Here is a 21,066-nt window from a genome sequence, read left to right on the forward strand (position 1 = left end):
CGAGTGGCAACCTGAGATCGGTACCGCCTGATCGAAGCGCTAACTTGGTGATCGACATCGATGCCCGTGTGGACACGAGTCGCGTCGGACGGGCATACGAAGACGAGCACCCTGGAGGGGGACGAGTCCATGGCAGGTGTCGAAGAGGTCCGTGCGGGCATAGCACTGGCCAACCAGAAGGCCTCGGAGAGCGTGGCCGCCTTACAACAGGCCACACTGAGTCTGGAGGAGGCTCAGCAGGCGCTGGCCAACGCCACCCAGGGCAGCGGGCAGGAGGAGATCCAGCACGCCTACGGAATGCTGGCCGAGGCCGCCCAGAGCCTCAACGGCGTCCAGGGCACGATCAACGCCAGCATCACCTCCGCCGAGAACTACGCGGGACGGCTGTAACCGGTGTCGGCGATCCAGGAACTCCAGCAGGCCCTGCTGACGGTCAGCGACCAGCTCGAACAGACCCAGCGGCATCTCGCGGTCTCCCGTACCGCCCTGCACCAGGCGGAGTCCGCACTGCGCGGTGTGGACCCGGACAACCCCGAGACGGTGGTCCCCCCGGGGCTCCACCGCGCGGACGACCAGATCGAGCACACCCAGTCCACGGTGGAGCGGGTCGCCGAGACTGTCCGGCAGTTCGCCGCCGGACTGTGAGACCCACCGGAAAAGTTCCGAGCCGGTCGTCGTGGCCCGGTCCCCGGGCGCGCGGCGGCCGGTTCCACCCGACACTGTGGGCCACACGCCACGAGGAACCGGTCACACCGGCGTACGCTCGCCGTGATCAGTGGTACTTTGCTTACGGTCAGTGATGCGAGTACCGAGGTGAGGCGTGCGTAAACGCAACGAGCGGCGGGGTGCGATCCAGGCCGCCTTCGACCGGTTGAGAGCCACCGCCGCCACGGCCCTCGGGGCGGCCGAGAACGCGGTGGAACGGGCCAGGGCGGAGCAGGCCGAACAGGAGCACGCGCTGCGCATCGCACAGCACGGGGTGTCCGTTGTGGCCGCCGATCCCGACTCGTTCGAGGGCTCCGACCAGCCCGAGTTCCGGAAGGCGCTGGACCGGGCCCTGGCCGAGCGCGGGGAGATCTTCTCCGAGTGGACCGAGCACGGACCCGACCGGCTGACGGAGCTGGTGGCCGAGTCCTCTCCCGGTCCGGCGTCGGCGCCGTGGCACGAGTGGCTCGGCAGTATCGGCACGGCCACGGCGCGGAGCCCTGTCCCCCAGTTGTGGCGGATCGGGACCGGTCGCTGCCCGGACGCGCCCGAGGCGGCCGGTTTCCCCGCCGCCGTGCCGTTGCTCGACGAGTCCAATCTGCGCATCACCTGCCACGGTTCCGTCCCCGAGACCGCCACGCGGGAGGCGGCCGAGTCCCTCGTCCAGAACCTGCTGCTGCGGGTGCTCTCCTACTACGAACCCGGTCTGGTCCGGGTCCACGTGTGGGACACGGCGCGCCTGACCGGAACGCTGCCGGGGCTGTTCCCGTTGACCCGTTCGGGGCTGCTCACCGCGCACGACCCCACGCGACTGGACGACCTGCTGGAGGAACTGGCCGAACACATCAGACGGATCCACACCACGGCCCTGCTCGGCGGGCACACCTCGCTGAAGTCGCTGGCCGCCGAGACGGGCCACCGTGGTGAACCGTGGCGGATCGCGGTGCTGTTCGGCGACGGGGAGCCGCTCAGGGAGGAGCAACAACAGCAGCTGCAACGTGTCGCCCGCAACGGTCTCGCCTGCGGGATTCAGCTGATCGTGGTGGACCTGCCGATGACGGTGAACAACGCCCTGGAGTCGGTGACGTTCACCGCCCCGGACAGCGCGCGCAGCAGCATGACCGGGGCACACCTGGTGATCACCCCGGACGAGAGCCCGTCCCGGGAACGCGTGAGCCGGGCCTGTTCGGCCATCTCGGAGACTTTCCAGGCCCGGCGCTCCCGGGTGCGCACCTTCGACGACCTGCTTCCGGAACGCTTCTGGACGAACGACTCCACTTCCGGGCTGACCGCGCCCGTGGGGTTCTTCGACGGGGAGCCGGTCCGTGTCTGCCTGGGGGACACGAGTCCGCACACGCTGGTGGGAGGTCCGAGCGGTTCGGGCAAGACGAACTTCCTGTACGGGATGCTGGGGTCGCTGGCCGCCCGCTACAGCCCGGACGAGCTGGAGATGTACCTGCTGGACTTCAAGGAGGGCGTCTCCTTCGCCCAGTTCACCCCGGGAACCAGGGATCCGAGCTGGCTGCCGCACGCGCGGCTGGTGGGGGTCAACGTCAACACCGACCGGGAGTTCGGGCTGGCCCTGCTGCGTTTCCTGGCCACGGAGATGCGTCGCAGGGCCGACGCGGCCAAGGCGCACGAGGTCACCAAGCTGGAGGAGCTGCGTCAGCGCGATCCGGACGGGCGATGGCCCCGGATCGTCGCGGTGATCGACGAGTTCCAGTACCTGTTCGCCGAGCGGGACTCGGTGTCCACCCAGGCGGCGACCCTGCTTGAGGACGTCGCCCGGAGGGGGCGTTCCCAGGGCATCCACCTGGTGCTGGCCAGTCAGGACATTTCGGGGATCGAGGCGTTCTGGGGCAAGCCGGCCATCTTCGAGCAGTTCATCCTGCGGGTGGCGCTGCCGAAGGCCCGCCGGGTGCTGGTGGACAACAACACCACCGCTCTGGAGCTGCCGCGCTGGCACGCCGTGGTCAACCACGAGTCGGGGGTCAGACACGGCAACGAGGTGGCCCGGATTCCGGACGCCACCGCCTCGGAGACCTTCGACTCGTTGCAGCACAAGCTGTGGGAACGGCACCTCTGGGAAACCGGCAGACGCAACGCGCGCCCGCCGCGCCTGTTCGACGGCTCGCACCTGCCCCGGCTCTCCGAACTGGAGGACTACGAGCGACTGCGCCCGGGCGAGCGCACCCCGCCCGCTGCGCTGTTGGGCCAGGTCATCGACGTGCGGGGCACGGCGGCGACGCTTCCCTTCGGACGTTCGCCGGGGCGGAACCTGGCGGTGCTGGGCTCGGCCCAGCAGGACGCGGTGGCCGTGCTCGGTTCCGGCGCGCTCTCGCTGGCCAGGCAGTTCGCCGCCGGGGAGGTGGAGTTCACCGTGGCGGCGCTGGTGGACGACGGCGCCGCGCACGCCCGGGCGGTGGCGGGACGGTTGCGCGCGGGCGGGCACACGGTGTCGGTGCTCGGCGCGGGGGAGCTGGAGGCCGCCCTGCGGCGGTTGTCCACCCTGCTCGCCGAACGGGTCGACTCCCCCGAGGGCAACTCCACCACGGTTCGGCACTGCCTGCTGCTCTACGGGGTCGACGCGGCTCAGCCGATCCTGGAGCGCAAGGACCCGCAGACCGGGGTCAGCGGTCTGGATCAGCTGCGTCGGATCCTGAAACAGGGTCCGGAGGTGGGACTGCACGTCATGGGGTGGTGGCGCAGCGCGCAGCGTCTGCGCAACACGCTCGGCATGGGGCCGACCGACGACGTGGGTGCCTGGGTGGCCTTCGACGTGCAGGGCCAGGAGCTGGCTCCGCTGGCGGCGGGACAGCTGATCACCTGGTCCCCCCGGGCCCGGCGCGGGCTGTTCTTCGACCGTTCGACGCACTCGCATCCCGAGGTCGTGCTGCCGCTCGATCTCTCCGAGGAACTCGGCGAGCTCTCCACGGATCGGGAGGTCTCCGAGTCCTCGCAGCGTGTCCCGCGACCGCGCGACTCGGACGCGGTCGCCTCCAACGTCGGGGAGGACAGTGGTGACTGACGGTGCCGGGGAGCAGCCCGAGCGTGCCGCGGAGCGGTACAAGGAGATCACCGCGCTGGTCGCCGAGGCGGTGGACCGGTTGAACGCCCGTGAACGGGAGCGGGCCGAGCGGTTGGAGGAGGAGCTGGCCACCGGCCAGGACCGGGTCGAGTCGGCACAGCAGCAGCGGGACGAGGTGGCCGAGGGGGTGCGGATCCGCTGGAACGCCGCGAAGGAGGCGTTGTGGGAGGAGCGCTGGATGCAGGTGACCCAGCTTCCCCCGCCGGACACCTCGGCGGAGCCCGTCCCGGCCGAGGAGGCCATCCGTGCGGTGCAGAGCGCCTACATGGAGTTGCACGAGGCGGTCGGCCAGCGGCGGTGGTCCGGTATGGGGCTGTTGCTCGGGGGGTGGCGGGGCCGCCGCGAGTCCTGAGGGGGCTCGTGCGGCGGCCGTGTCCGGGTCACGGCGGACCACATGGCAGACCGACCAGTCGGTAGGATGGTCGGCACTGCTCGCCTGGCAGTCCCCTTGCCACCCGGGTAAAATTGCAATACGCAACAGTTTCGTATATGGAGGTTTCCGTGACCACCTCTTCCGTACCGGACACAGCCGTGGAGATCCGCCTGGCCTCCCGCCCCGAGGGCTGGCCGACCACGGACAACTTCGACATCGTCGAAGCCCCGGTTCCCGAACCGGGGCCGGGCCAGCTGCTGGTGCGCAACAAGGTCATGAGCGTCGACCCCTACATGCGTGGGCGCATGAGCGCCGCCAAGTCCTATGTGGCCCCCTTCGAGATCGGCCAGCCGCTCGACGGCGGAGCCGTCGGCGAAGTGGTGCGCTCCAACTCCGATGACTTCTCCCCCGGTCAGTCGGTACTGCACAGCCTCGGTTGGCGGGAGTACGCCGTCGTGGACGCCACCCAGGCCACCGCGGTCTCCAGCGAGTTCCCCCCGAGCGCCTTCCTCGGAGTACTGGGGATGCCGGGCATGACCGCCTACGTGGGACTGATGGACAAGGCCCGCTTCCAGCAGGGGGACACGGTCTTCGTCTCCGGGGCGGCCGGAGCGGTCGGCTCGCTGGTGGGCCAGCTCGCCAAACTGGGCGGAGCGGAACGCGTGATCGGCAGTGCCGGCTCCCCGGAGAAGGTACGGCTGCTCACCGAGAGGTTCGGTTTCGACGCCGCCTTCAACTACAAGGACGCCCCCGTGGGCGAACAGCTCCGCGCGGCCGCGCCGAACGGCATCGACGTCTACTTCGACAACGTCGGCGGGGACCACCTGGAGGCCGCCATCGGGTCCATGAACGACTTCGGACGCATCGCGGCCTGCGGAGCGATCTCGCAGTACAACGCCACCGAGGCGCAGCCGGGCCCCCGCAACATGTTCCAGTTCGTGACCAAGCGACTGAGCATGCAGGGCTTCATCGTCAACGACAACACCCACCTCAAGCGGGACTTCTTCGAGCACGTGGCTCCCCTGGTCCGCGAGGGCAGGATCTCCTACGAGGAGACCTCCGTGGACGGCATCCGCAAGGCGCCCGAGGCCTTCCTCGGCGTGTTGCGCGGGGACAACACCGGCAAGATGCTCGTCAACATCGCGTAGGGTCCCGGAGCGCTTCCTCACGGGTGCCCGGCCCTCCCCGACCACCGGGAGTCCGCACGGCGACACCCGTGACGGCGCCGGTGGACGGGTGGTCCCCGTCGACGGCGGGGACCTCACCCACGGCCCGGGAGGTCGGAAAACGCCATGCCCCCATCCGCTCAAGGACACGAAACGCGGAAGACCTCCCTCAACGCGGCCAGGAGGGACCGGGAGCTCGCCGAACTCGCCGAGGGTGGGCACACGGACGTGCTGGTGGTCGGCGGGGGACTCACCGGGGCGGCGGTGGCCCTCGACGCCGCCCGCCGGGGGCTGGCGGTCACCCTGGTCGAGCGGGAGGACCTCGCCGCCGAGTCCGTCCGGACGGCTCCCGGGGCCACCCGGGACCTGCCCCGGCGGCGCACGCCGGGGGAGCTGGGTCGCGCCCGTCAGCGCGCCGGTGAACTCGCCACACTGACGAACCGCACCGCCCCGCACCTGGTCCGACCCCTGCCCCTGCTGGTCCCGCTCCCCGGGGGAACCCCGCGCGGGGACCGGATCGCCCTGCGGGCCCGACTTCGCGGGGCCGACGCACTGCGGCTGGGCGCGGAGGTGGACACCGAGGTGTTCCCCCCGAGCCGCCGGGTGCCGGAACCCGCGGCGCGGGCCCTGGTGCCCGCGCTGCGCCCGGAGGGCGTGCTCGGTGGCCTGCTGGGGTTCGTCGGCCGCCCGCTCGACGAGGCCCGGCTGGTCGTGGCGCTGGCGCGGACCGCCGCCGGCCTGGGGGCACGGATCCTCACCCGGGTGCGGGCGCTGGAGACGTTCCGGGACGGGGCGAGCGTGGTGGACCACCTGGGGGAACGCGAGCTCCGGCTGCGGGCCCGGGCGGTGGTCAACGCCACCGGCAGCCACGCGGGGCGGCTGACCAGAGGGCTGCCCCTGCGCACCCGGCACAGCCGGCATCTGCTGCTGTCCCCCGAGTTCCCGGGGCTCTCCGAGACCGCCCTGGCCGCCCCGCGAGGCGGAGCGGAGCCCTGGCTCGAACTACTCCCCGGTTGGGGCGGCCCTCCGGTGCTGGGGCCGGACGAGGCGGGGGAGGACGACTCGTCCGCTCCCGCCGAACGGTTGCTGGAAGTCTGCGACCGGGTGCTGGGAGTGCGCCCGCAGCCCGGTCACGTGCTGGGAGTGCGCGGACAGCCGCGAACCGTGCCGGACACGCGGCGCACCCGTAGCGAGCTCGACTCGGACGTCGCTGCCGCCCCGCACGTCTCCCCCGACGGCGTGGTCACCGTCCTGGGGGCGGATCCGCTCGTCGTGCGTGCCACCGCCGAGTCCGCCGTGAACACCGTGGTGCGGACCACCGGACTGCGGGCCGGTCCCTGTCGGACCGCGCACACCCCGCTGGTCGGTGCGGCGGCCCGGCGGCGCCTGGCCCTGCTGGAGGCTCCCGCCGACCTCGTCGCCCGCCACGGCACCGAGGCCGAGCGGGTGGTGGCCGTGGGCGAGCTGGACCCCCGGCTGGCCGAGCCGGTGGTACCGGGGTGTTCCCTCACGGCGGGTGAGGTCGTCTGGGCGGTTCGCCACGAGGGCGCGTTGGAGGCGGCCGACGTACTGGACCGCCGGGCCGCTCCGGTGGACGCGGCACTCCGCCGGGCGGCGCTGCCCGTGGTCGAGGAACTCGTCGCGCGGGCACTGCGCGGCGTGCGGTTGTGACCCACGGAGCAGTCCGTGACGGGTAGGGTCTTTCCCGAACAAAGTTCGCATCAATGCGGGGAGGGGCGCGGCACGACCCGTCGCACCGCGCCTCCTCCCGTGCCGCCTGACTAAGGAGTACCCGTGCCCGAAGGCGCCCTGGAGATCGACCGGATCTCCAAACGCTACGGGGACGTCGTCGCTCTCGACGAGATGTCCCTCACCGTGCGCGGCGGCGAGATGCTGGGGTTCGTCGGCAGCAACGGCGCCGGAAAGACCACCACCATGCGGATCGCGCTGGGTGTGCTCGCCGCCGACTCGGGGCAGGTCCGCTACGGCGGTGCCCCGGTGGACCGGGCGGTCCGCAACCGGATCGGCTACATGCCGGAGGAACGCGGACTCTACCCGAAGATGAAGGTGCTGGAACAGCTCCAGTACCTGGGGGAACTGCACGGAATGCGCCGCACCGAAGCCGCCCGGGCGGCGAACCGGTGGACCGAACGACTGGGGTTGGCCGAACGACGTGAGGAGCAGCTGCAGAAACTCAGCCTGGGCAACCAGCAACGGGTCCAGCTCGCCGCGGCCCTGGTGCACGACCCGGAGGTGCTGATCCTCGACGAGCCCTTCTCCGGGCTGGACCCCGTGGCGGTCGAGGTGATGAGCACCGTGCTGGGCGAGAAGCGCGACCAGGGCGTGCCGGTGATCTTCTCCAGTCACCAGCTGGACCTGGTGCAGCGACTGTGCGACCGGGTGGGCATCGTGCGACGCGGCAGGATGGTCGCCGACGGCACCGTCGAGGAACTGCGCTCCAGCGGACCGGTGCTGCTGACCGTGCACGCCCCCCATGCTCCCGCCGACTGGGCGCAGGGTCTGCGGGGCGTGACCGTGGAGAGCAGCCGAGGTGGACACACCACCCTGCGGCTCGACGACACCGCCGACGACCAGGAGGTGTTGCGTGCCGCGCTGGAAACCGGACCGGTGCACGAGTTCAGCAGGGCGCGTCCGAGCCTGAACGAGCTGTTCCGCGACGTCGTAACCGAGGAGACCGACGAGTGAGATCGACACTGCACACCGTGTGGCTGGTCGCCCGACGCGAACTGCTGACCAGAGTGCGAACGCGCTCGTTCGTGCTGGGAACGCTGTTGATGGCACTGCTCGTGCTGGCCTTCCCGGTGGTGATGTTCGTCGCGGGAGGCTCGGGTGGTGACGACCGACCGGCTGTCTCGGACACCACGAGGCAGCTGGGGATCACGCCGTCGGCCGCCGGGCTCACCGAACGCCTGGAGCGGGAGGCCGGAGCGGACGTGCCCGCCGTCGAGATCCGGGAGGTTCCCGACACCGAGACGGGCAAGAGCCTGGTGCACGAGGGCGAACTCGACGGGGTGGTCGCCGGAACCCCCACGGAGCCGAAGTTCTTCGTCGAGCGGCACGTCTACCCCTACCTGGAGCGGGCGCTGACCAGGATCACCTACGACAACCAGCTCGACGCCGAGATGGCGGAGTCGGGACTGGACCCGGAGAAGGTGCGCGAGCGCGCCGGGCAGGGCCAGGTCGCCATCATCTCGATGGGCTCCTCCCCGGACGGGGAGGGAGATTCGGTCTCCGAAGCCTCCGGCGCGGAGAAGGCCCAGCGGCTGATCATCGCCATGATCTCGACCTTCCTGCTGTACATGTTCCTGATCATGTCGGGCCAGATGATCGCCCAGGGGGTCGTGGAGGAGAAGTCCAGCCGGGTGGTGGAGGTGCTGCTGTCGACCATCCGCAGTACCGAGCTGATGGCCGGCAAGATCGTCGGCATCGGGTTGACCGGCCTGATCCAGTTCGCGGTCGTCGGACTGCTCGGTTTCGCCGCGGCGACGGTCACCGCCGTGCTCACCCTGCCCACGCTCACCGTGGCGGGAATGCTCGGCTGGGCCGTGCTGTGGTTCCTGCTGGGTTTCGTGCTCTACGCGACGATGCTCGCCGCGGCGGCCTCGCTGGTCTCCCGGCAGGAGGACCTGCAGAGCGTGATCACTCCGGTGATCATGATGCTGATCCTCCCGTTCGTGGTGGGCGTGTCCGTGCTGCCGGAGAACCCGGAGGGCCCCCTGGCCACGGTGCTGTCGCTGGTTCCCGGCTTCTCCCCCATGCTGATGCCGATGCGGCTGGCGCTCGGCACGGTGCCGCTGTGGCAGGGGGCGCTGTCGGTGGTGCTGTCGCTGGCGGCCAGCGCGGCCGTGCTCTGGCTGGGCGGGCGGATCTACTCCAACGCCGTGCTGCGCACCGGGGCGCGCGTCAGGTTCCGGGAGGCGCTGCGCTCCTCCTGAGTCGGACCCGGCCGGTACCGGCCGTCGGGCCATCCGGCGCACCGACGTGAAGCGGGCCGTCCGTGCGGAGGACACGGGCGGCCCGCTTTCGGGGACACCAACGGTTCCGAGAAGGATTCAGCGCTGGTTCATCGGGACGTAGGAGCGCTGAGCGTATCCGGTGTAGACCTGACGGGGACGGCTGATCTTGCGGGCGGGGTCGTCGAGCATCTCGCGCCAGTGCGCGATCCAGCCCGGCAGCCGGCCGAGCGCGAACAGCACGGTGAAGAACTTCGTGGGAAAGCCCATCGCCTTGTAGATCAACCCGGTGTAGAAGTCCACGTTCGGGTACAGGTTGCGCTCGATGAAGTACTCGTCGGCCAGCGCGCGCTCCTCCAGCTTCAGCGCGATGTCCAACAGCGGGTCGTTCGATCCGAGCTTTTCCAGCACCTCGTCCGCGGTTTTCTTGATGATCCGGGCGCGGGGGTCGTAGTTCTTGTAGACCCGGTGCCCGAAACCCATCAGTTTGACCCCGGGCTCCTTGTTCTTGACCCGCTCCACGAAGGAGTCGACGTCGCCGCCGGCGTCGCGGATTCCCTCCAGCATCTCCAGCACGGCGCTGTTCGCCCCGCCGTGCAGCGGCCCGAACAACGCGTTGATCCCGGCGGAGATGCTGGCGAACAGGTTCGCCTCGGAGGAACCGACCATGCGCACCGTCGAGGTGGAGCAGTTCTGCTCGTGGTCGGCGTGCAGGATGAACAGCAGGTCGAGTGCCCGCGCCATCGTGGGGTCGACCTCGTAGGGTTCTGCGGGGAAGCCGAAGGTCATCCGCAGGAAGTTCTCCACCAGGCCGAGCGAGTTGTCCGGGTAGAGGAACGGCTGGCCGACGGACTTCTTGTAGGCGTAGGCGGCGATGGTCGGCAGTTTCGCCAACAGCCGGTGCGTGGACAGTTCCACCTGCTGCCGGTCGAACGGATTGAGGCTGTCCTGGTAGAAGGTGGACAATGCCGAAACCGCCGAGGACAGCACCGGCATGGGGTGCGCGTCGCGGGGAAAGCCGTCGAAGAACTTGCGCAGGTCCTCGTGCAGCAGCGTGTGCCTGCGGATCCGCTCGGCGAAGTCCTCGTACTGTTCCTGCGTGGGCAGTTCGCCGTAGATCAGCAGATAGCTGACCTCGACGAAGTTGGAGTTGTTCGCGAGTTCCTCGATCGGGTATCCCCGATACCGCAGAATCCCCGCACCACCGTCGATGTAGGTGATGTCGGAAGCACAGGCCGCGGTGTTGACGAAGCCCGGATCGAGCGTCACCAAACCGGTTTTGGCCATGAGCTTGTCCAGATCGACGCCGGGCGTCCCCTCGGTGGGGGTCGTCACGGTCATCTCGTGTTCGCCGGCGTCGTAGCGCAGCGCGACGGAGCGTTTGGCGGTCGCGTCGTCGGGCATTCTCCGAACCTCTCGCGCTCAATCGGGGGTGGGGCTGCCGCCGACCAGCGGTACGACCGACACCAGGGGTGCCGGAGTCACCTGTTCCCGATCGAGCGCACGCCGGTCGGGATCCTCCGAACCGCCGCAGCACCACCCCGTTGGGGTCCTGACGGTAGTCACGCTAGACCGCCAAAGGCCTCTCACGCAGCAACAGTGTTAGTCGAAACGGGCAGGTGGGACCACGATCACACCGGTCCGACCCTCCGGAGAGTCGCCTGGATCACCCGGAAGGTGGGAGCCGTCACAACGGGAGGCCCTCGATCGTTGGAAGGACGGACCGGTGGTCGGTCCACGGCTGCCCGCCCGGGAGAGGAGGAGTACCCGATCGAACCCCCTCCCACACCCGACCATCCACCCGGTAGGAGTGACTCGAATCACTCCCGTGCTGGAACCAGGCACTGCTCACTCTGTCGAGTGATCTCTTCATCCATTCAGGTGAATGACATCGGTTTTCGCTGCACATAACCGCACACCCCTCGAAAATCAAGCCCCCGGACGACGGAAACCCCCTCGCCTGTCCTCCACTGTGAACACACGGAGTGATCAAAACAGGGGAAAATTTCGCGACTAATTTTCACGAAAGTGTTTCGCAACTACGGAACGATCACGGGCGCTACACAATGTCGTGATCACTTCGCTCTTTCGTGTGACAGACACAGTCGCGATCCGCTACTAACTTCGGTGCTGCGGCCGCAACATGAAAAACAATCGCCAATCGAGCAAAGGAACACAAAGTGGTCATCATCCAGTCGCTGATCGACGTGCTGGTGAACATCAACGTCCTCTGAGCGAGGCGGTTCACCGGATGCCGACCCGGGTAACGACCGGGTCGGCCCACCGATTCCGAGGGGTCCCACCGGCGTGGGACCCCTCTTTCGTGTCATGTCCGCCGAACTCGGGCGCCAAGGCCCGTTTCCGCTCACTCGCCCCCGGCGAGCTCGGCGGCGTACGGCGGTTCCGCCCCCGAGCGGGAGACGGTGACCCCGGCCGCGGCCGCGGCGTGGGACAAGGCCTCCCGCCAGCGCCGCTGCGACAACCCGGCCACGGACTCCCACGCGAGCAGGTCCTCCCGCCACAACCAGGCCAGCAGCGCGGCCTGGATGGTGTCCCCCGCGCCGATGGTGTCCACCACCGACACCGCCGCGGGCGGGACCCCGAGCAACTCCTCCTGCCGGGTGAGCACGGAGATCCCTTCCGCTCCCCGTGTGAGCACCACGGCGGCGGGGCCACGACGCAGCCAGTCCCGCAGCGGCCCGGACAGCAGCCGCACATCGGCCTCGTCCGGATCGAGACCGGCCAGCCAGGCCGCGTCCTCCACCGAGAGCTTGAGCAGGCTCACGGCGGACAACCACTCCAGGAAGCGGTGCCGGTAGCCGTCCGGATCACCGATCAGATCGGCCCGGATGTTCGGGTCCAGGGCCACGAACCCGCCCTGGCGGGCGTACCGGAAGAGCATCCGCTCGTAGACCGAGGCCCCCGGTTCCAGCACCATCCCGAGCGTTCCCAGGCACAGCGCCGTGGTCCCCTCCGGTGGGTCCCCCGGGTCAGCGACCAGCGGCGCGGCGGTGCCGGTCGTGTGGAAGCCGTAGCGGGCCGCCCCGTGCTCGTCCAGGTCCACCACGGCCAGGGTGGTGGGTTCCGGTCCGATCTGGACCATCGTGCTGTCCACACCGGCCGCGTGCAGTCGTGCGAGCAGTTCCCGCCCGAAACGGTCCGTCGACAGTCGCGTGAACATCCCGGCGGGAGCGCCCAGCCTGCCCAGCGCGATGGCGGTGTTGTAGGGGCCGCCCCCGAGTCTCGGGTGCAACGGCGGCAGTCCCCCCTCGGCGGGGGGCTGTCCGGGCACGAGATCGACCAGGGCCTCTCCACCGACAATGATCACGTTTCCTCCGTTCGCTCCGGCTCGCCGGCCCGCGTCGTCCGTTCGCCGGACAGGGACAGTCCCCCCACCAGGAACTCGGAGAGCGCGTCGAAGGCCGCCGCGTCGGACAAACCGGTGCGCTCGTTGATCTCACCCCGTTGGATCGCCGAGATGGTCAACCCGACCATCTCCCCCACCAACGCGGCGTCGACCTCCCGGAACACCCCGGTGCGCACCCCCTCGTGCACGACCGAACGGATCCGGTCGGCGGCGATGGTCGCGTTGGACTCGTAGCAGGCGCGGGTGGCCGGGTTGTTCGCCATGTCGGCGATGAACCGCCTGCTCGCCGGGGCGAGCTCCGCCGCCGCGCTCTTGAGGTAGACGCGGATCACCGACCGCGCGTCGGTGACCTCGGCGACCCGACGCTCGATGCTGGCGGTGGCCCGTTTGAAGAAGTGCGCCACCACGCGGACCGCCAGCTGCTCCTTGCTCGGGGCCAGGGTGTACAGCGTCGACTTGGAACAGTGCATCCGCGCGGTCAGCTCGTCGAGGGTGAAGTGCGAGAACCCCTCGGCGAGGAAGAGGTCGCACAACCTGTCCAGCAACTCCGCCCGTCGCGCCTGCACGGCCCGGCTCGGCACCGCGTCGTGTCCACCGCGGAGATCCTCCGTCGGCCGGGAATGACTCATCGTTCGAGGCTGCCACAGAGTCCGACCGGCCGGTTGTTCGGGACCTCGCCAGGGCGAAACGGTTTCACCTCGTGCACGGACCACGTACCATGCGCATCCAACCGTACTGAAAGCGGTTCCACAGTACTGTACAGAGTACGGACAAACAGTCCGCAGGCGCACTGGAGCTACGATCCGATGCCGGTCGAACGCATGCTCGCCACGCAGGAAGCCACCGATCTGATCGCCCTCACCAGGGAGATCGCCCGCAGGGAACTGGCCCCGGCGGCCGCCGAGGCCGAGGAGAACGAGACGTTCCCCCGGGAGAAGTTCGAGCTGCTCGGGAAAGCCGGACTGCTCGGCCTGCCCTACCCCGAGGAGTACGGCGGCGCGAACCAGCCGTACGAGGTCTACCTCCAGGTCCTGGAGGAGATCAGCAGCGCCTGGATGACGGTCGGGGTGGGCCTGTCGGTGCACACCATGTCCTGCTATCCCCTCGCCGAGTTCGGCACCGCCGAGCAGCGAGAACGGTGGCTGGGCGAGATGATCGGCGGGGGAACCCTCGGCGGCTACGCCCTGTCCGAACCGCACGCCGGTTCGGACGCGGCATCGCTGCGCACCAGGGCCGAACCCGACGGGCGGGGGAACTACGCGGTCAGCGGCACCAAGTGCTGGATCACCCACGGTGGGGTCGCCGACTTCTACACCCTCATGGCCCGGACCTCCGAGGAGGGCATCGGCTGCCTGCTCGTCGACGGGCGGGCCCCCGGCCTGTCGGCGGGCGCTCCCGAACGCAAGATGGGACTCACCGCCTCCCCGACCACCGAACTGGTCCTCGACGGGGTTCCCGTGGCCGGTGACCGCCTCATCGGGGAACCCGACCGGGGGTTGAGCATCGCGCTGCGCGCCCTGGACTCGGGGCGGCTGGGCATCGCCGCGTGCGCGGTGGGACTGGCCCAGGCCGCCCTGGACCTGGCCGTGGACTACGCCAAGCAGCGCAGCCAGTTCGGCCGGCCCATCATCCGGTTCCAGGGGGTGGAGTTCCTGCTCGCCGACATGGAGGCGGCCGTGCAGTCGGCCCGGGCCACCTACCTGGACGCCGCGCGGCGCAGGGACGCGGGCAGATCGTTCGGACGCCAGGCCGCCGTGGCCAAGCTCCTCGCCACCGACGCCGCCATGAAGGTCACCACCGACGCGGTGCAGGTGCTGGGCGGGGTGGGCTACACCAGGGACTTCCCCGCCGAGCGCTACATGCGCGAGGCCAAGGTGCTACAGATCTTCGAGGGCACCAACCAGATCCAGCGCATGGTGATCGGCCGCGAGCTGGCCAAGGACTGATCCCGCTCCGGGACCACCGAACCGGGGAGCGGTCCGACCGCTCCCCACCGGACGACGCCCGGGGGCTCACCCGAGCGGTCGCAGCCCCCAGCGGGCCGACCAAGTGCCCGCCGGTTCCAGTTCGATCAGGTCCACCCCCGAGTTCAGCGCGTCGGGCGGGCAGGTCATCGGCTCCACGGCCACGGCCCTACCCCGGCCGGGGAACTCCCCGGCGGTGTAGACCTGCACCCATGTGAAGACGGGGTCGGCCCACACCTGCACCCCGTGCCCGTTCGGGTCGGTCACCGAGTGCCGGACCAGCCCCGCCGGGTCGTCCGGGGCGGGAGCGGCCCCGCCGAAGGGGGTGTCCAGCCACACGTCCCGCAGCGCCAGCCCCCCGGGAAGCTGCTGCTCGGCCCCGGCCAGTTCCCGCGGCGGGCCGGAGGGCAGCATCCGCTCCCCGTCCAGCGGCAGCACGTTCGAGGCCGCCAGCCGCAGGGTGCACTCGTCGGTGGCGGCGTGGCCCGCCCGGGGGTAGGGGTGCACGCCCAGCCCGAACGGCACCCGACGCGAACCGAGGTTCTCCACGGTGTGGCGCACGGTCAGCCCGTGCTCGTCCACCGAGTACTCCACCGAGGTCAACAGCGGAACCGGCCACCCGGGCTGCACCGGGATCATGGCGTGCAGCAGCACCGTGGAGTCGGTGTGTTCGCTGACCGTCCACGGGATGTGGCGCAGCAGACCGTGGATGGCGTTGCCCCGCTCCGGCTCCGTCAGGGCGAGCTGCTGGGGCTCGCCCTCCAGCGACCACCGCCCGTCGGCGACCCTGTTCGGCCACGGCACCAGCACGGCCCCCGCCGCGGCCGGTGCCGGCCGGTCCGCCTCGTAGGTCTCGCTGTAGGGCACACCGTCCACGTGGAAACCGCGCAGGCCCGCACCCACCTCGGTGATCACCGCGTGCGCGTCTCCGTGGGCGATCTCGAACTGTCGTCCGCTAGCCGGGATCTCGTCGGTCACGGCACCACTGTATGCCTCCGACGATCACGCGGCCCCGTGGTCGGGGCCGACAACGGCCTCAGGGGGCCAGTCGTTCCAGCTTCCAGGAGTCGTCCGTCCTCCGGAAGCGGAGCCGGTCGTGCAGGCGGTCGGGGCGGCCCTGCCAGAACTCCACGGACCGGGGTCGGATGCGCCAGCCGCCCCAGTGCGGGGGCACGGGAATGCGCTCGGACTCGGAGAACCGCCGCTCGATCCCGGCCAGCGAGGACTCCAGGTTCTCCCGTCCCGGAACCACGCTGGACTGGGGAGAGGCCCAGGCGCCGAGCTGGGACCCGCGCGGGCGCAGCGCCCAGTACTCGGCGGTCTCCTCCGGGGAGACCTTCTCCACGGTGCCGCGCACGTTCACCTGCCGTTGCAGCGCGAGCCAGGGGAAGGTGGCCGAGGCCACCCGGGTCGCGGCGAGGTCGTGGCTCTTGGCCGAGGTGTAGTTGGTGAAGAACACCAGTCCGCGCTCGTCGAAGCCCTTGCAGAGCACCGTGCGGGAGGAGGGCATCCCCTCGGCGTCGGCCGTGGCCAGCACCATGGCGTTCGGTTCGGGCACCTCGGCCCGGACCGCCTCGTCGAACCACTCCCGGAGCTGTTCGTGCCACGTGGGCTGGAGCAGGGACTCCTGAAGCGGTTCCGCGTCGTAGGACACGCGCATTCCGGGCAGCATGGCCTTCGCCTGCGACATCCGTTCCTCCTGGGTCACGTCGGCGCCGAGGGCGCCACCACTGGACTGACCGTGCTCGCGGTGAACCGCAACATGGTGCACGACGACTCGGCCGCGCGCACGGGACGCGCGGCCACGCGATCGACGGTAAACGGAACACCAACCACAGCCGAACCGCAGGGCGGACCCGATCGATTTCGCAATCGATTCAGCCCTCTGTTGGCCGAACGGAGGAACGGAGACGACCCCACCCGGCCGTACCGGTGCCGACCGCCCCCGCATCACGCGGTGTGATCTTTTTCATCACTGCCCGATTGTCGGCCGAAACGATTGCCACGACACCGCGCGCGGGTGCACCGTTACCGCTACGACAACGGCCGCGACCGTCACGGCCGTGTTCCACACCCCGCCACGTCCCCACCGTGTTCCCGTCCGGGGGACACGGCACAACCGGAACCTAAGGAGACGAGGCGAGATGCCGAACAGCACACAGCAAGGGTCCGCGCAGCCCACCGTCAGCCCGGGACTGGAAGGTGTGGTGGCGTTCGAGACCGAGATCGCCGAACCGGACCGTGACGGTGGTGCCCTGCGGTATCGCGGGGTGGACATCGAGGAGCTCGCGGGCAGGGTTTCCTTCGGCGACGTCTGGGCACTGTTGGTGGACGGCGGTTTCGGCAGGGGGCTGCGTCCCGTCGGTGACGAAACGCTGCCCGCCCGGAACGGCGACGTGCGCATCGACGTGCAGTCGGCGCTGGCCACGGTCGCCGCGAAACACGGGTTCGCCCCGTTGCTGGACGTGGACGAGGAGCAGGCCCGGCACCAGCTGGCCCTGTCCTCCGAACTGGCCCTGTCCTACGCGGCGCAGTCCGCCCGGGGCGACCGCTCCCCCGTGCCCTCCTCCGAGCTCGACAAGTGTTCGAGCGTGGCGGAACGGTTCCTGACCTGCTGGCGCGGCGAACCGGATCCGGCTCACGTCCAGGCGCTGGACGCCTACTGGGTCTCGGCCGCCGAGCACGGGCTGAACGCCTCGACGTTCACCGCCCGCGTGATCGCCTCCACCGGGGCGGACGCCGCCGCGAGCCTGTCCGGGGCGGTGGGCGCCATGTCCGGCCCCCTGCACGGCGGGGCTCCGGCGCGGGTGCTGCCCATGATCGAGGAGGTGGAACGGCGCGGGGACGCGCGGGCCGTGGTCGAGTCGATCCTGGACCGCGGCGAGCGCCTGATGGGCTTCGGCCACCGGGTCTACCGCGCCGAGGACCCCCGGGCGCGTGTGCTGCGTGCCACCTGCAAGCACCTCGGTTCCCCGCGTTTCGAGGTGGCCTGCGAGCTGGAGCAGGCCGCCCTGGAGGTGCTCGCCGAACGGCGCCCGGACCGTCAGATCGCCACCAACGTCGAGTTCTGGGCGGCGGTGGTCCTGGACTTCGCCCAGGTTCCGACGGCGATGATGCCCGCCATGTTCACCTGCGCCCGGCTGGCCGGGTGGTCGGCGCACATCATGGAGCAGAAACGCACGGGTCGGCTCGTCCGTCCCTCGGCCCGCTACGTCGGCCCCGGGGAACGCAAGCCCAGTGAGGTGGACGGCTGGGACGGCGTCACCCCGCTCGCGGCGACGGTCGGCTGACCACCCACCCCGGCCCCGTGGTTTCGCGCGGAACCCGCGCCGGATGAGACCGGCGGCGCGGAGGTCTCCGCGCGAAACCGACACGGAGGCGGTGGGGCTCCTGCCCGTCTCCGGGATTCGCTCGGTGAGCGCCGGTGTCCCGAAGCGACGACGAGAACGCGGCCTTCCGGGGCGAGTGCGCCAACGCTGTTCCTCCCGGCCGGAGGGTGACCGGTCGGAGACGGCTTCGCCGCGAAAGCGCCGGTTCGGCTCGGATGGTGCACGGCTGTTGCCGACAGGGCGATCGCGACCACGTGGACGGCGACGAGTGTCAGTCCGACGGTGGCGGCTCTCTTGGCACGCCATCCGCCCAGGAGCAGTCCGGCCACCCCGACCCACCAGGTCAGGCAGTCCAGTCCGGCCAGCAGCGCGTACTGGCCCAGCCGGATCTGCTCGGGGTGGGCGAGAGGGGCGACGAGGAGGATCACGGTGACCCAACTGCTGTAGGCGAATCCCGCCACGGCGAGACCGATCCCGGCGCATTCGCGCAGCAGGATCGTGGTCACCGGTGAGGGTCGGGGCATGGGAACTCCTTGCGGGTGGGGTGGTCCCCGGCCGGGCCGGGGGCACCCGGCCGGGGTGTGATGCCGCCGGACCCAGGAGGGGAGGGGTGCGGCGGCACCGAACTGATCCCGCGCTCGGGGCGGTGCGGGATCAGCGGCTGGCGGGCCGGTTTTGCCGAAAACCGGCGGAAGGGGGCAGATACCCCAGGGCGTGCAGGCACGGTTCGCACGGGCTACGCCCTCGCTCACACGGCGGATGTGCCGCGATCCGACCGTGGAAAGGCCCCCGGCGGCAGGTGTGTCCGCACAGCCCGGTGGGCCGGGCCCCTACAGCCCGCCGTGGTGGATGGGCGTGCCAGCGGGACTCGTGCACACTGGTCACCCACATGTGGCCCTCGTTCCCGCGCGCACCACGCGGGGACTCGGGGCCGGTGTCACGGCCCGGCCAGGAGGCGTCCGGTTCCTCCGTGTCCGGCTCGTCGACCTCCAGCCGGGCCAGTTCGGTCAGCCAGGGTTCGTAGGTGTTCAGTGGGCTGGCCAGGGGGCGGTCGTTGGCGGCGATCAGAAAGCACAGGCATTCCGGGCAGTAGTGGTGCCACCCGCCGACCACCCGCACCGGTGGACGGTCGGGCAGTCTGATCCGTGCTCCGCAGAAGCAGGCCACGAAACCGTGCCCGGCCCGGGCGCACGCCTCACGCCGTTGCACACCCGTGGCGTGGATCGTCCACGAGTCGAGCCCGATGACGAAGCGGCAGCGGGGTTCATCCGGCCACGGCACGGCCCACCCCCTTCCCCGGGAAGGGGTGGTGCCCAAACAGGAGAAGACGCGTTCGGACACGCGTTTCAGCGAGCGCTAGCATGAACAACGCTCCCTTTCACACACAGTTGGTGGAGCAAACCCCGCGTCCCAGGCCGCCAAGCACACGGACGCGGGAAGGGCTGCTCGTCCGGTGGCCTCCACCACCGGACGAGCGGTCAGAGATCCGGTTGGACACTGACTGCTCTGTGAATCGAGTCAGCGCAGGCGTATCGGTACGCACCCTCACAGCACGAGGATCGTGGGCATCTGATCGACATACTGAGAACTTCCCATCTAGATCGGGAAGTTCTCAATGCCTCTTTTGGGGGATCAACCTCGTAGCCCGGCCAGAACTACGCTGACCGCATGGCCAATGCAGCACGGGCACAAGCACTGGGTTCGGACCTCCGCACCCATCGGAAGCGGGCGGGGCTCTCTCTGGATCGAGCCGCCGAAATAGCCGGGCTGAGCAGGGCCAAAGTGAGCCGAATCGAACTGGCGGAGCAGGGAATCACCGAAGCGGACGTGTCCGCCTTGTTGGTGGCACTGGGAGTTCCCAAGGACGAGAAGGACCGCCTGCAACGCATGGCGCGGCAACTGGACGAACCGGCGTGGTGGGAAGTCCATGCCGGAGTCACTGCTCAGCTGGCAGCACTGATCCATGCCGAACAGCAGGCCACGCGTATCACGTACGTGACTCCCACCGTCGTGCCGGGATTGCTGCAAACACGGGCATACACCCGAGCTATCTACGAGGCCGAGGGGCTGGGTGACGAGCAAACCGACGAAGCGATAGCTGTCCGCCAGCATCGTCAGGGAATCCTCGAACGGTCCTCCCCCACCGAGCTGGTCGCCTATGTGGATGAATCCGTGCTGCTGCGACCCGTCGGTGGCCCGGAAACCGCCGCCGAACAGCTTCGCTACCTTCTCAAGGTCAGCGAACGCCCCAACATCTCCGTTCGGATTCTGTCGCTCGCTGTCGGTGCGCACGTCGGTCTGGACGGGATGTTCTCCGTGCTGGACATGCCGAACGGCAAGACTACGGTACACATCGAGACGCGCAACGCAGGAGCCCTACTCGACGAAGAACCCGATGTGACACCATTCAAGGACACCATCCGTAGCCTGTCGGAGGTAGCGCTGGATCACTCCGACACCTCGGAAATGTTGGCTGCTTACCTGAGGCAACACGAAAGTTCACTATGACTGAGTTCGCACATTGGCGTAAGTCAAGTCGCAGTACGGGGAGTGGCAACTGCGTCGAGGTCGGCTACGCCGCCGAGGCCGTGGGAATCCGGGACACCAAGGACCGCCACGGCGGCACACTCGCCGTGGACCATGCCACGTGGGCGTCGTTCGTCCGCACGATCAAACAGGGCCACCTCAACCGCTGACCCCCTCGTTGTGACGTCCCGCTCGGTGCTACCGGGCGGGACGTAGCCTTTCTCCACCCGATCGGACCTCGCGCGCTGCCTCTCATGCCGAGTATCTCCGAGCCAGTAACGCGGATACCCCTACCGAGGAGCGCCCATCATGCGACACCCGGACCTGTCCCGAGCCCACTGGCGCAAGTCGTCACGGTCGAACAGTGGCGGCAACTGCGTCGAGGTCGCCCAGAACCTGCCGGGGACCACCCTTCTGCGGGACAGCAAGCTCGGTGCGGACAGTCCCGTCCTCGCGGTCTCTCCTGATCGCTTCATCATCTTCCTCGACGCGATCAAAAGCGACCGCCTCGACGGCTGACCGTCCTCCCGCACGTCTCACCGGAGCTCTGTCGACCAGGCAGCCCACGGCCCCG

20 protein-coding genes are annotated in these 21,066 nt (G+C 69.8%); 13 read left to right on the forward strand and 7 right to left on the reverse strand.

Going from position 1 to position 21,066, the window contains the following annotated elements; translation table 11 throughout:
- Positions 1-129 precede the first annotated feature (129 nt).
- From CEP50_RS08780 to CEP50_RS08815, 8 genes are all read left to right on the forward strand, one after another.
- On the forward strand, positions 130-390 hold the full coding sequence (locus CEP50_RS08780) for a hypothetical protein (RefSeq protein WP_026152045.1): 261 nt from the start codon (positions 130-132) through the stop codon (positions 388-390).
- A gap of 3 nt (positions 391-393) precedes the next feature.
- Complete coding sequence (locus tag CEP50_RS08785) at positions 394-645, forward strand: hypothetical protein (protein WP_106113445.1); 252 nt, start codon at positions 394-396, stop codon at positions 643-645.
- A gap of 175 nt (positions 646-820) precedes the next feature.
- Positions 821-3,733, forward strand: coding sequence for an FtsK/SpoIIIE domain-containing protein (locus CEP50_RS08790; protein WP_106113446.1), 2,913 nt, complete (start codon positions 821-823; stop codon positions 3,731-3,733).
- Entirely contained in the window at positions 3,726-4,145 is a 420-nt protein-coding gene (locus CEP50_RS08795) for a hypothetical protein (RefSeq protein ID WP_106113447.1), read from the forward strand. The genes CEP50_RS08790 and CEP50_RS08795 overlap by 8 nt, the downstream gene beginning before the upstream one ends.
- Before the next feature lie 137 nt (positions 4,146-4,282).
- Entirely contained in the window at positions 4,283-5,314 is a 1,032-nt protein-coding gene (locus CEP50_RS08800) for an NADP-dependent oxidoreductase (protein ID WP_106113448.1), read from the forward strand.
- 144 nt (positions 5,315-5,458) lie between these two features.
- Entirely contained in the window at positions 5,459-7,003 is a 1,545-nt protein-coding gene (locus tag CEP50_RS08805) for an FAD-dependent oxidoreductase (protein WP_106113449.1), read from the forward strand.
- 123 nt (positions 7,004-7,126) lie between these two features.
- A complete protein-coding gene (locus CEP50_RS08810; protein WP_106113450.1) occupies positions 7,127-8,038 on the forward strand; it encodes an ABC transporter ATP-binding protein in 912 nt (303 codons plus the stop codon).
- Positions 8,035-9,288: an ABC transporter permease gene (locus CEP50_RS08815; protein WP_106113451.1), complete on the forward strand. Its 1,254-nt coding sequence runs from the start codon at positions 8,035-8,037 to the stop codon at positions 9,286-9,288. The genes CEP50_RS08810 and CEP50_RS08815 overlap by 4 nt, the downstream gene beginning before the upstream one ends.
- Positions 9,289-9,405: 117 nt before the next feature.
- On the opposite strand, the gene CEP50_RS08820 is transcribed toward CEP50_RS08815, so the two are convergent.
- The 3 genes from CEP50_RS08820 to CEP50_RS08830 all read right to left on the reverse strand — a co-directional run bounded on the left by CEP50_RS08820 (position 9,406) and on the right by CEP50_RS08830 (position 13,302).
- Positions 9,406-10,710: a citrate synthase gene (locus CEP50_RS08820; RefSeq protein ID WP_106113452.1), complete on the reverse strand. Its 1,305-nt coding sequence runs from the start codon at positions 10,708-10,710 to the stop codon at positions 9,406-9,408.
- A 961-nt stretch (positions 10,711-11,671) separates the two neighbouring features.
- Positions 11,672-12,634, reverse strand: coding sequence for a carbohydrate kinase family protein (locus CEP50_RS08825; protein ID WP_106113453.1), 963 nt, complete (start codon positions 12,632-12,634; stop codon positions 11,672-11,674).
- Entirely contained in the window at positions 12,631-13,302 is a 672-nt protein-coding gene (locus CEP50_RS08830) for a TetR/AcrR family transcriptional regulator (RefSeq protein ID WP_106113454.1), read from the reverse strand. Before CEP50_RS08830 ends, CEP50_RS08825 begins: the two co-directional genes overlap by 4 nt.
- A gap of 177 nt (positions 13,303-13,479) precedes the next feature.
- On the opposite strand from CEP50_RS08830, the gene CEP50_RS08835 reads away from it, so the two are divergent.
- Positions 13,480-14,619 carry an acyl-CoA dehydrogenase family protein gene (locus CEP50_RS08835; RefSeq protein WP_106113455.1) on the forward strand — a complete coding sequence of 380 codons (1,140 nt, stop codon included), beginning with the start codon at positions 13,480-13,482 and terminating at the stop codon, positions 14,617-14,619.
- 66 nt (positions 14,620-14,685) lie between these two features.
- On the opposite strand, the gene CEP50_RS08840 is transcribed toward CEP50_RS08835, so the two are convergent.
- Together CEP50_RS08840 and pdxH are read right to left on the reverse strand one after the other, a co-directional pair.
- Positions 14,686-15,615, reverse strand: coding sequence for an aldose 1-epimerase family protein (locus CEP50_RS08840; protein WP_106113456.1), 930 nt, complete (start codon positions 15,613-15,615; stop codon positions 14,686-14,688).
- A 58-nt stretch (positions 15,616-15,673) separates the two neighbouring features.
- The gene (gene pdxH, locus CEP50_RS08845) at positions 15,674-16,327 is read right to left on the reverse strand and encodes a pyridoxamine 5'-phosphate oxidase (RefSeq protein WP_106113497.1); all 654 of its coding nucleotides are present in this window, start codon (positions 16,325-16,327) and stop codon (positions 15,674-15,676) included.
- Positions 16,328-16,781: 454 nt separating this feature from the next.
- On the opposite strand from pdxH, the gene CEP50_RS08850 reads away from it, so the two are divergent.
- Positions 16,782-17,927 (forward strand): citrate synthase 2, encoded by a 1,146-nt coding sequence (locus CEP50_RS08850; RefSeq protein WP_106113457.1) that lies wholly within the window; start codon positions 16,782-16,784, stop codon positions 17,925-17,927.
- Here the strand turns inward: CEP50_RS08850 and CEP50_RS20550 are convergent.
- On the reverse strand, positions 17,846-18,490 hold the full coding sequence (locus tag CEP50_RS20550) for a hypothetical protein (RefSeq protein ID WP_258175082.1): 645 nt from the start codon (positions 18,488-18,490) through the stop codon (positions 17,846-17,848). The two genes, CEP50_RS08850 and CEP50_RS20550, sit on opposite strands and share 82 nt — an antisense overlap.
- 130 nt (positions 18,491-18,620) lie before the next feature.
- Positions 18,621-19,247, reverse strand: coding sequence for a hypothetical protein (locus CEP50_RS20555; protein WP_258175084.1), 627 nt, complete (start codon positions 19,245-19,247; stop codon positions 18,621-18,623).
- A gap of 387 nt (positions 19,248-19,634) precedes the next feature.
- Here CEP50_RS20555 and CEP50_RS08865 point away from each other — a divergent pair, with 387 nt between their 5' ends.
- From CEP50_RS08865 to CEP50_RS08875, 3 genes are all read left to right on the forward strand, one after another.
- Positions 19,635-20,474: a helix-turn-helix domain-containing protein gene (locus CEP50_RS08865; RefSeq protein WP_106113458.1), complete on the forward strand. Its 840-nt coding sequence runs from the start codon at positions 19,635-19,637 to the stop codon at positions 20,472-20,474.
- Positions 20,471-20,662, forward strand: coding sequence for a DUF397 domain-containing protein (locus CEP50_RS08870; protein ID WP_106113459.1), 192 nt, complete (start codon positions 20,471-20,473; stop codon positions 20,660-20,662). The genes CEP50_RS08865 and CEP50_RS08870 overlap by 4 nt, the downstream gene beginning before the upstream one ends.
- Positions 20,663-20,801: 139 nt before the next feature.
- The gene (locus tag CEP50_RS08875; protein WP_106113460.1) at positions 20,802-21,011 is read left to right on the forward strand and encodes a DUF397 domain-containing protein; all 210 of its coding nucleotides are present in this window, start codon (positions 20,802-20,804) and stop codon (positions 21,009-21,011) included.
- Positions 21,012-21,066: the final 55 nt, after the last annotated feature.

It is taken from the genome of Actinopolyspora mortivallis, assembly GCF_003001495.1.
In the GTDB taxonomy this organism is placed as follows: Bacteria; Actinomycetota; Actinomycetes; order Mycobacteriales; family Pseudonocardiaceae; genus Actinopolyspora; species Actinopolyspora mortivallis_A.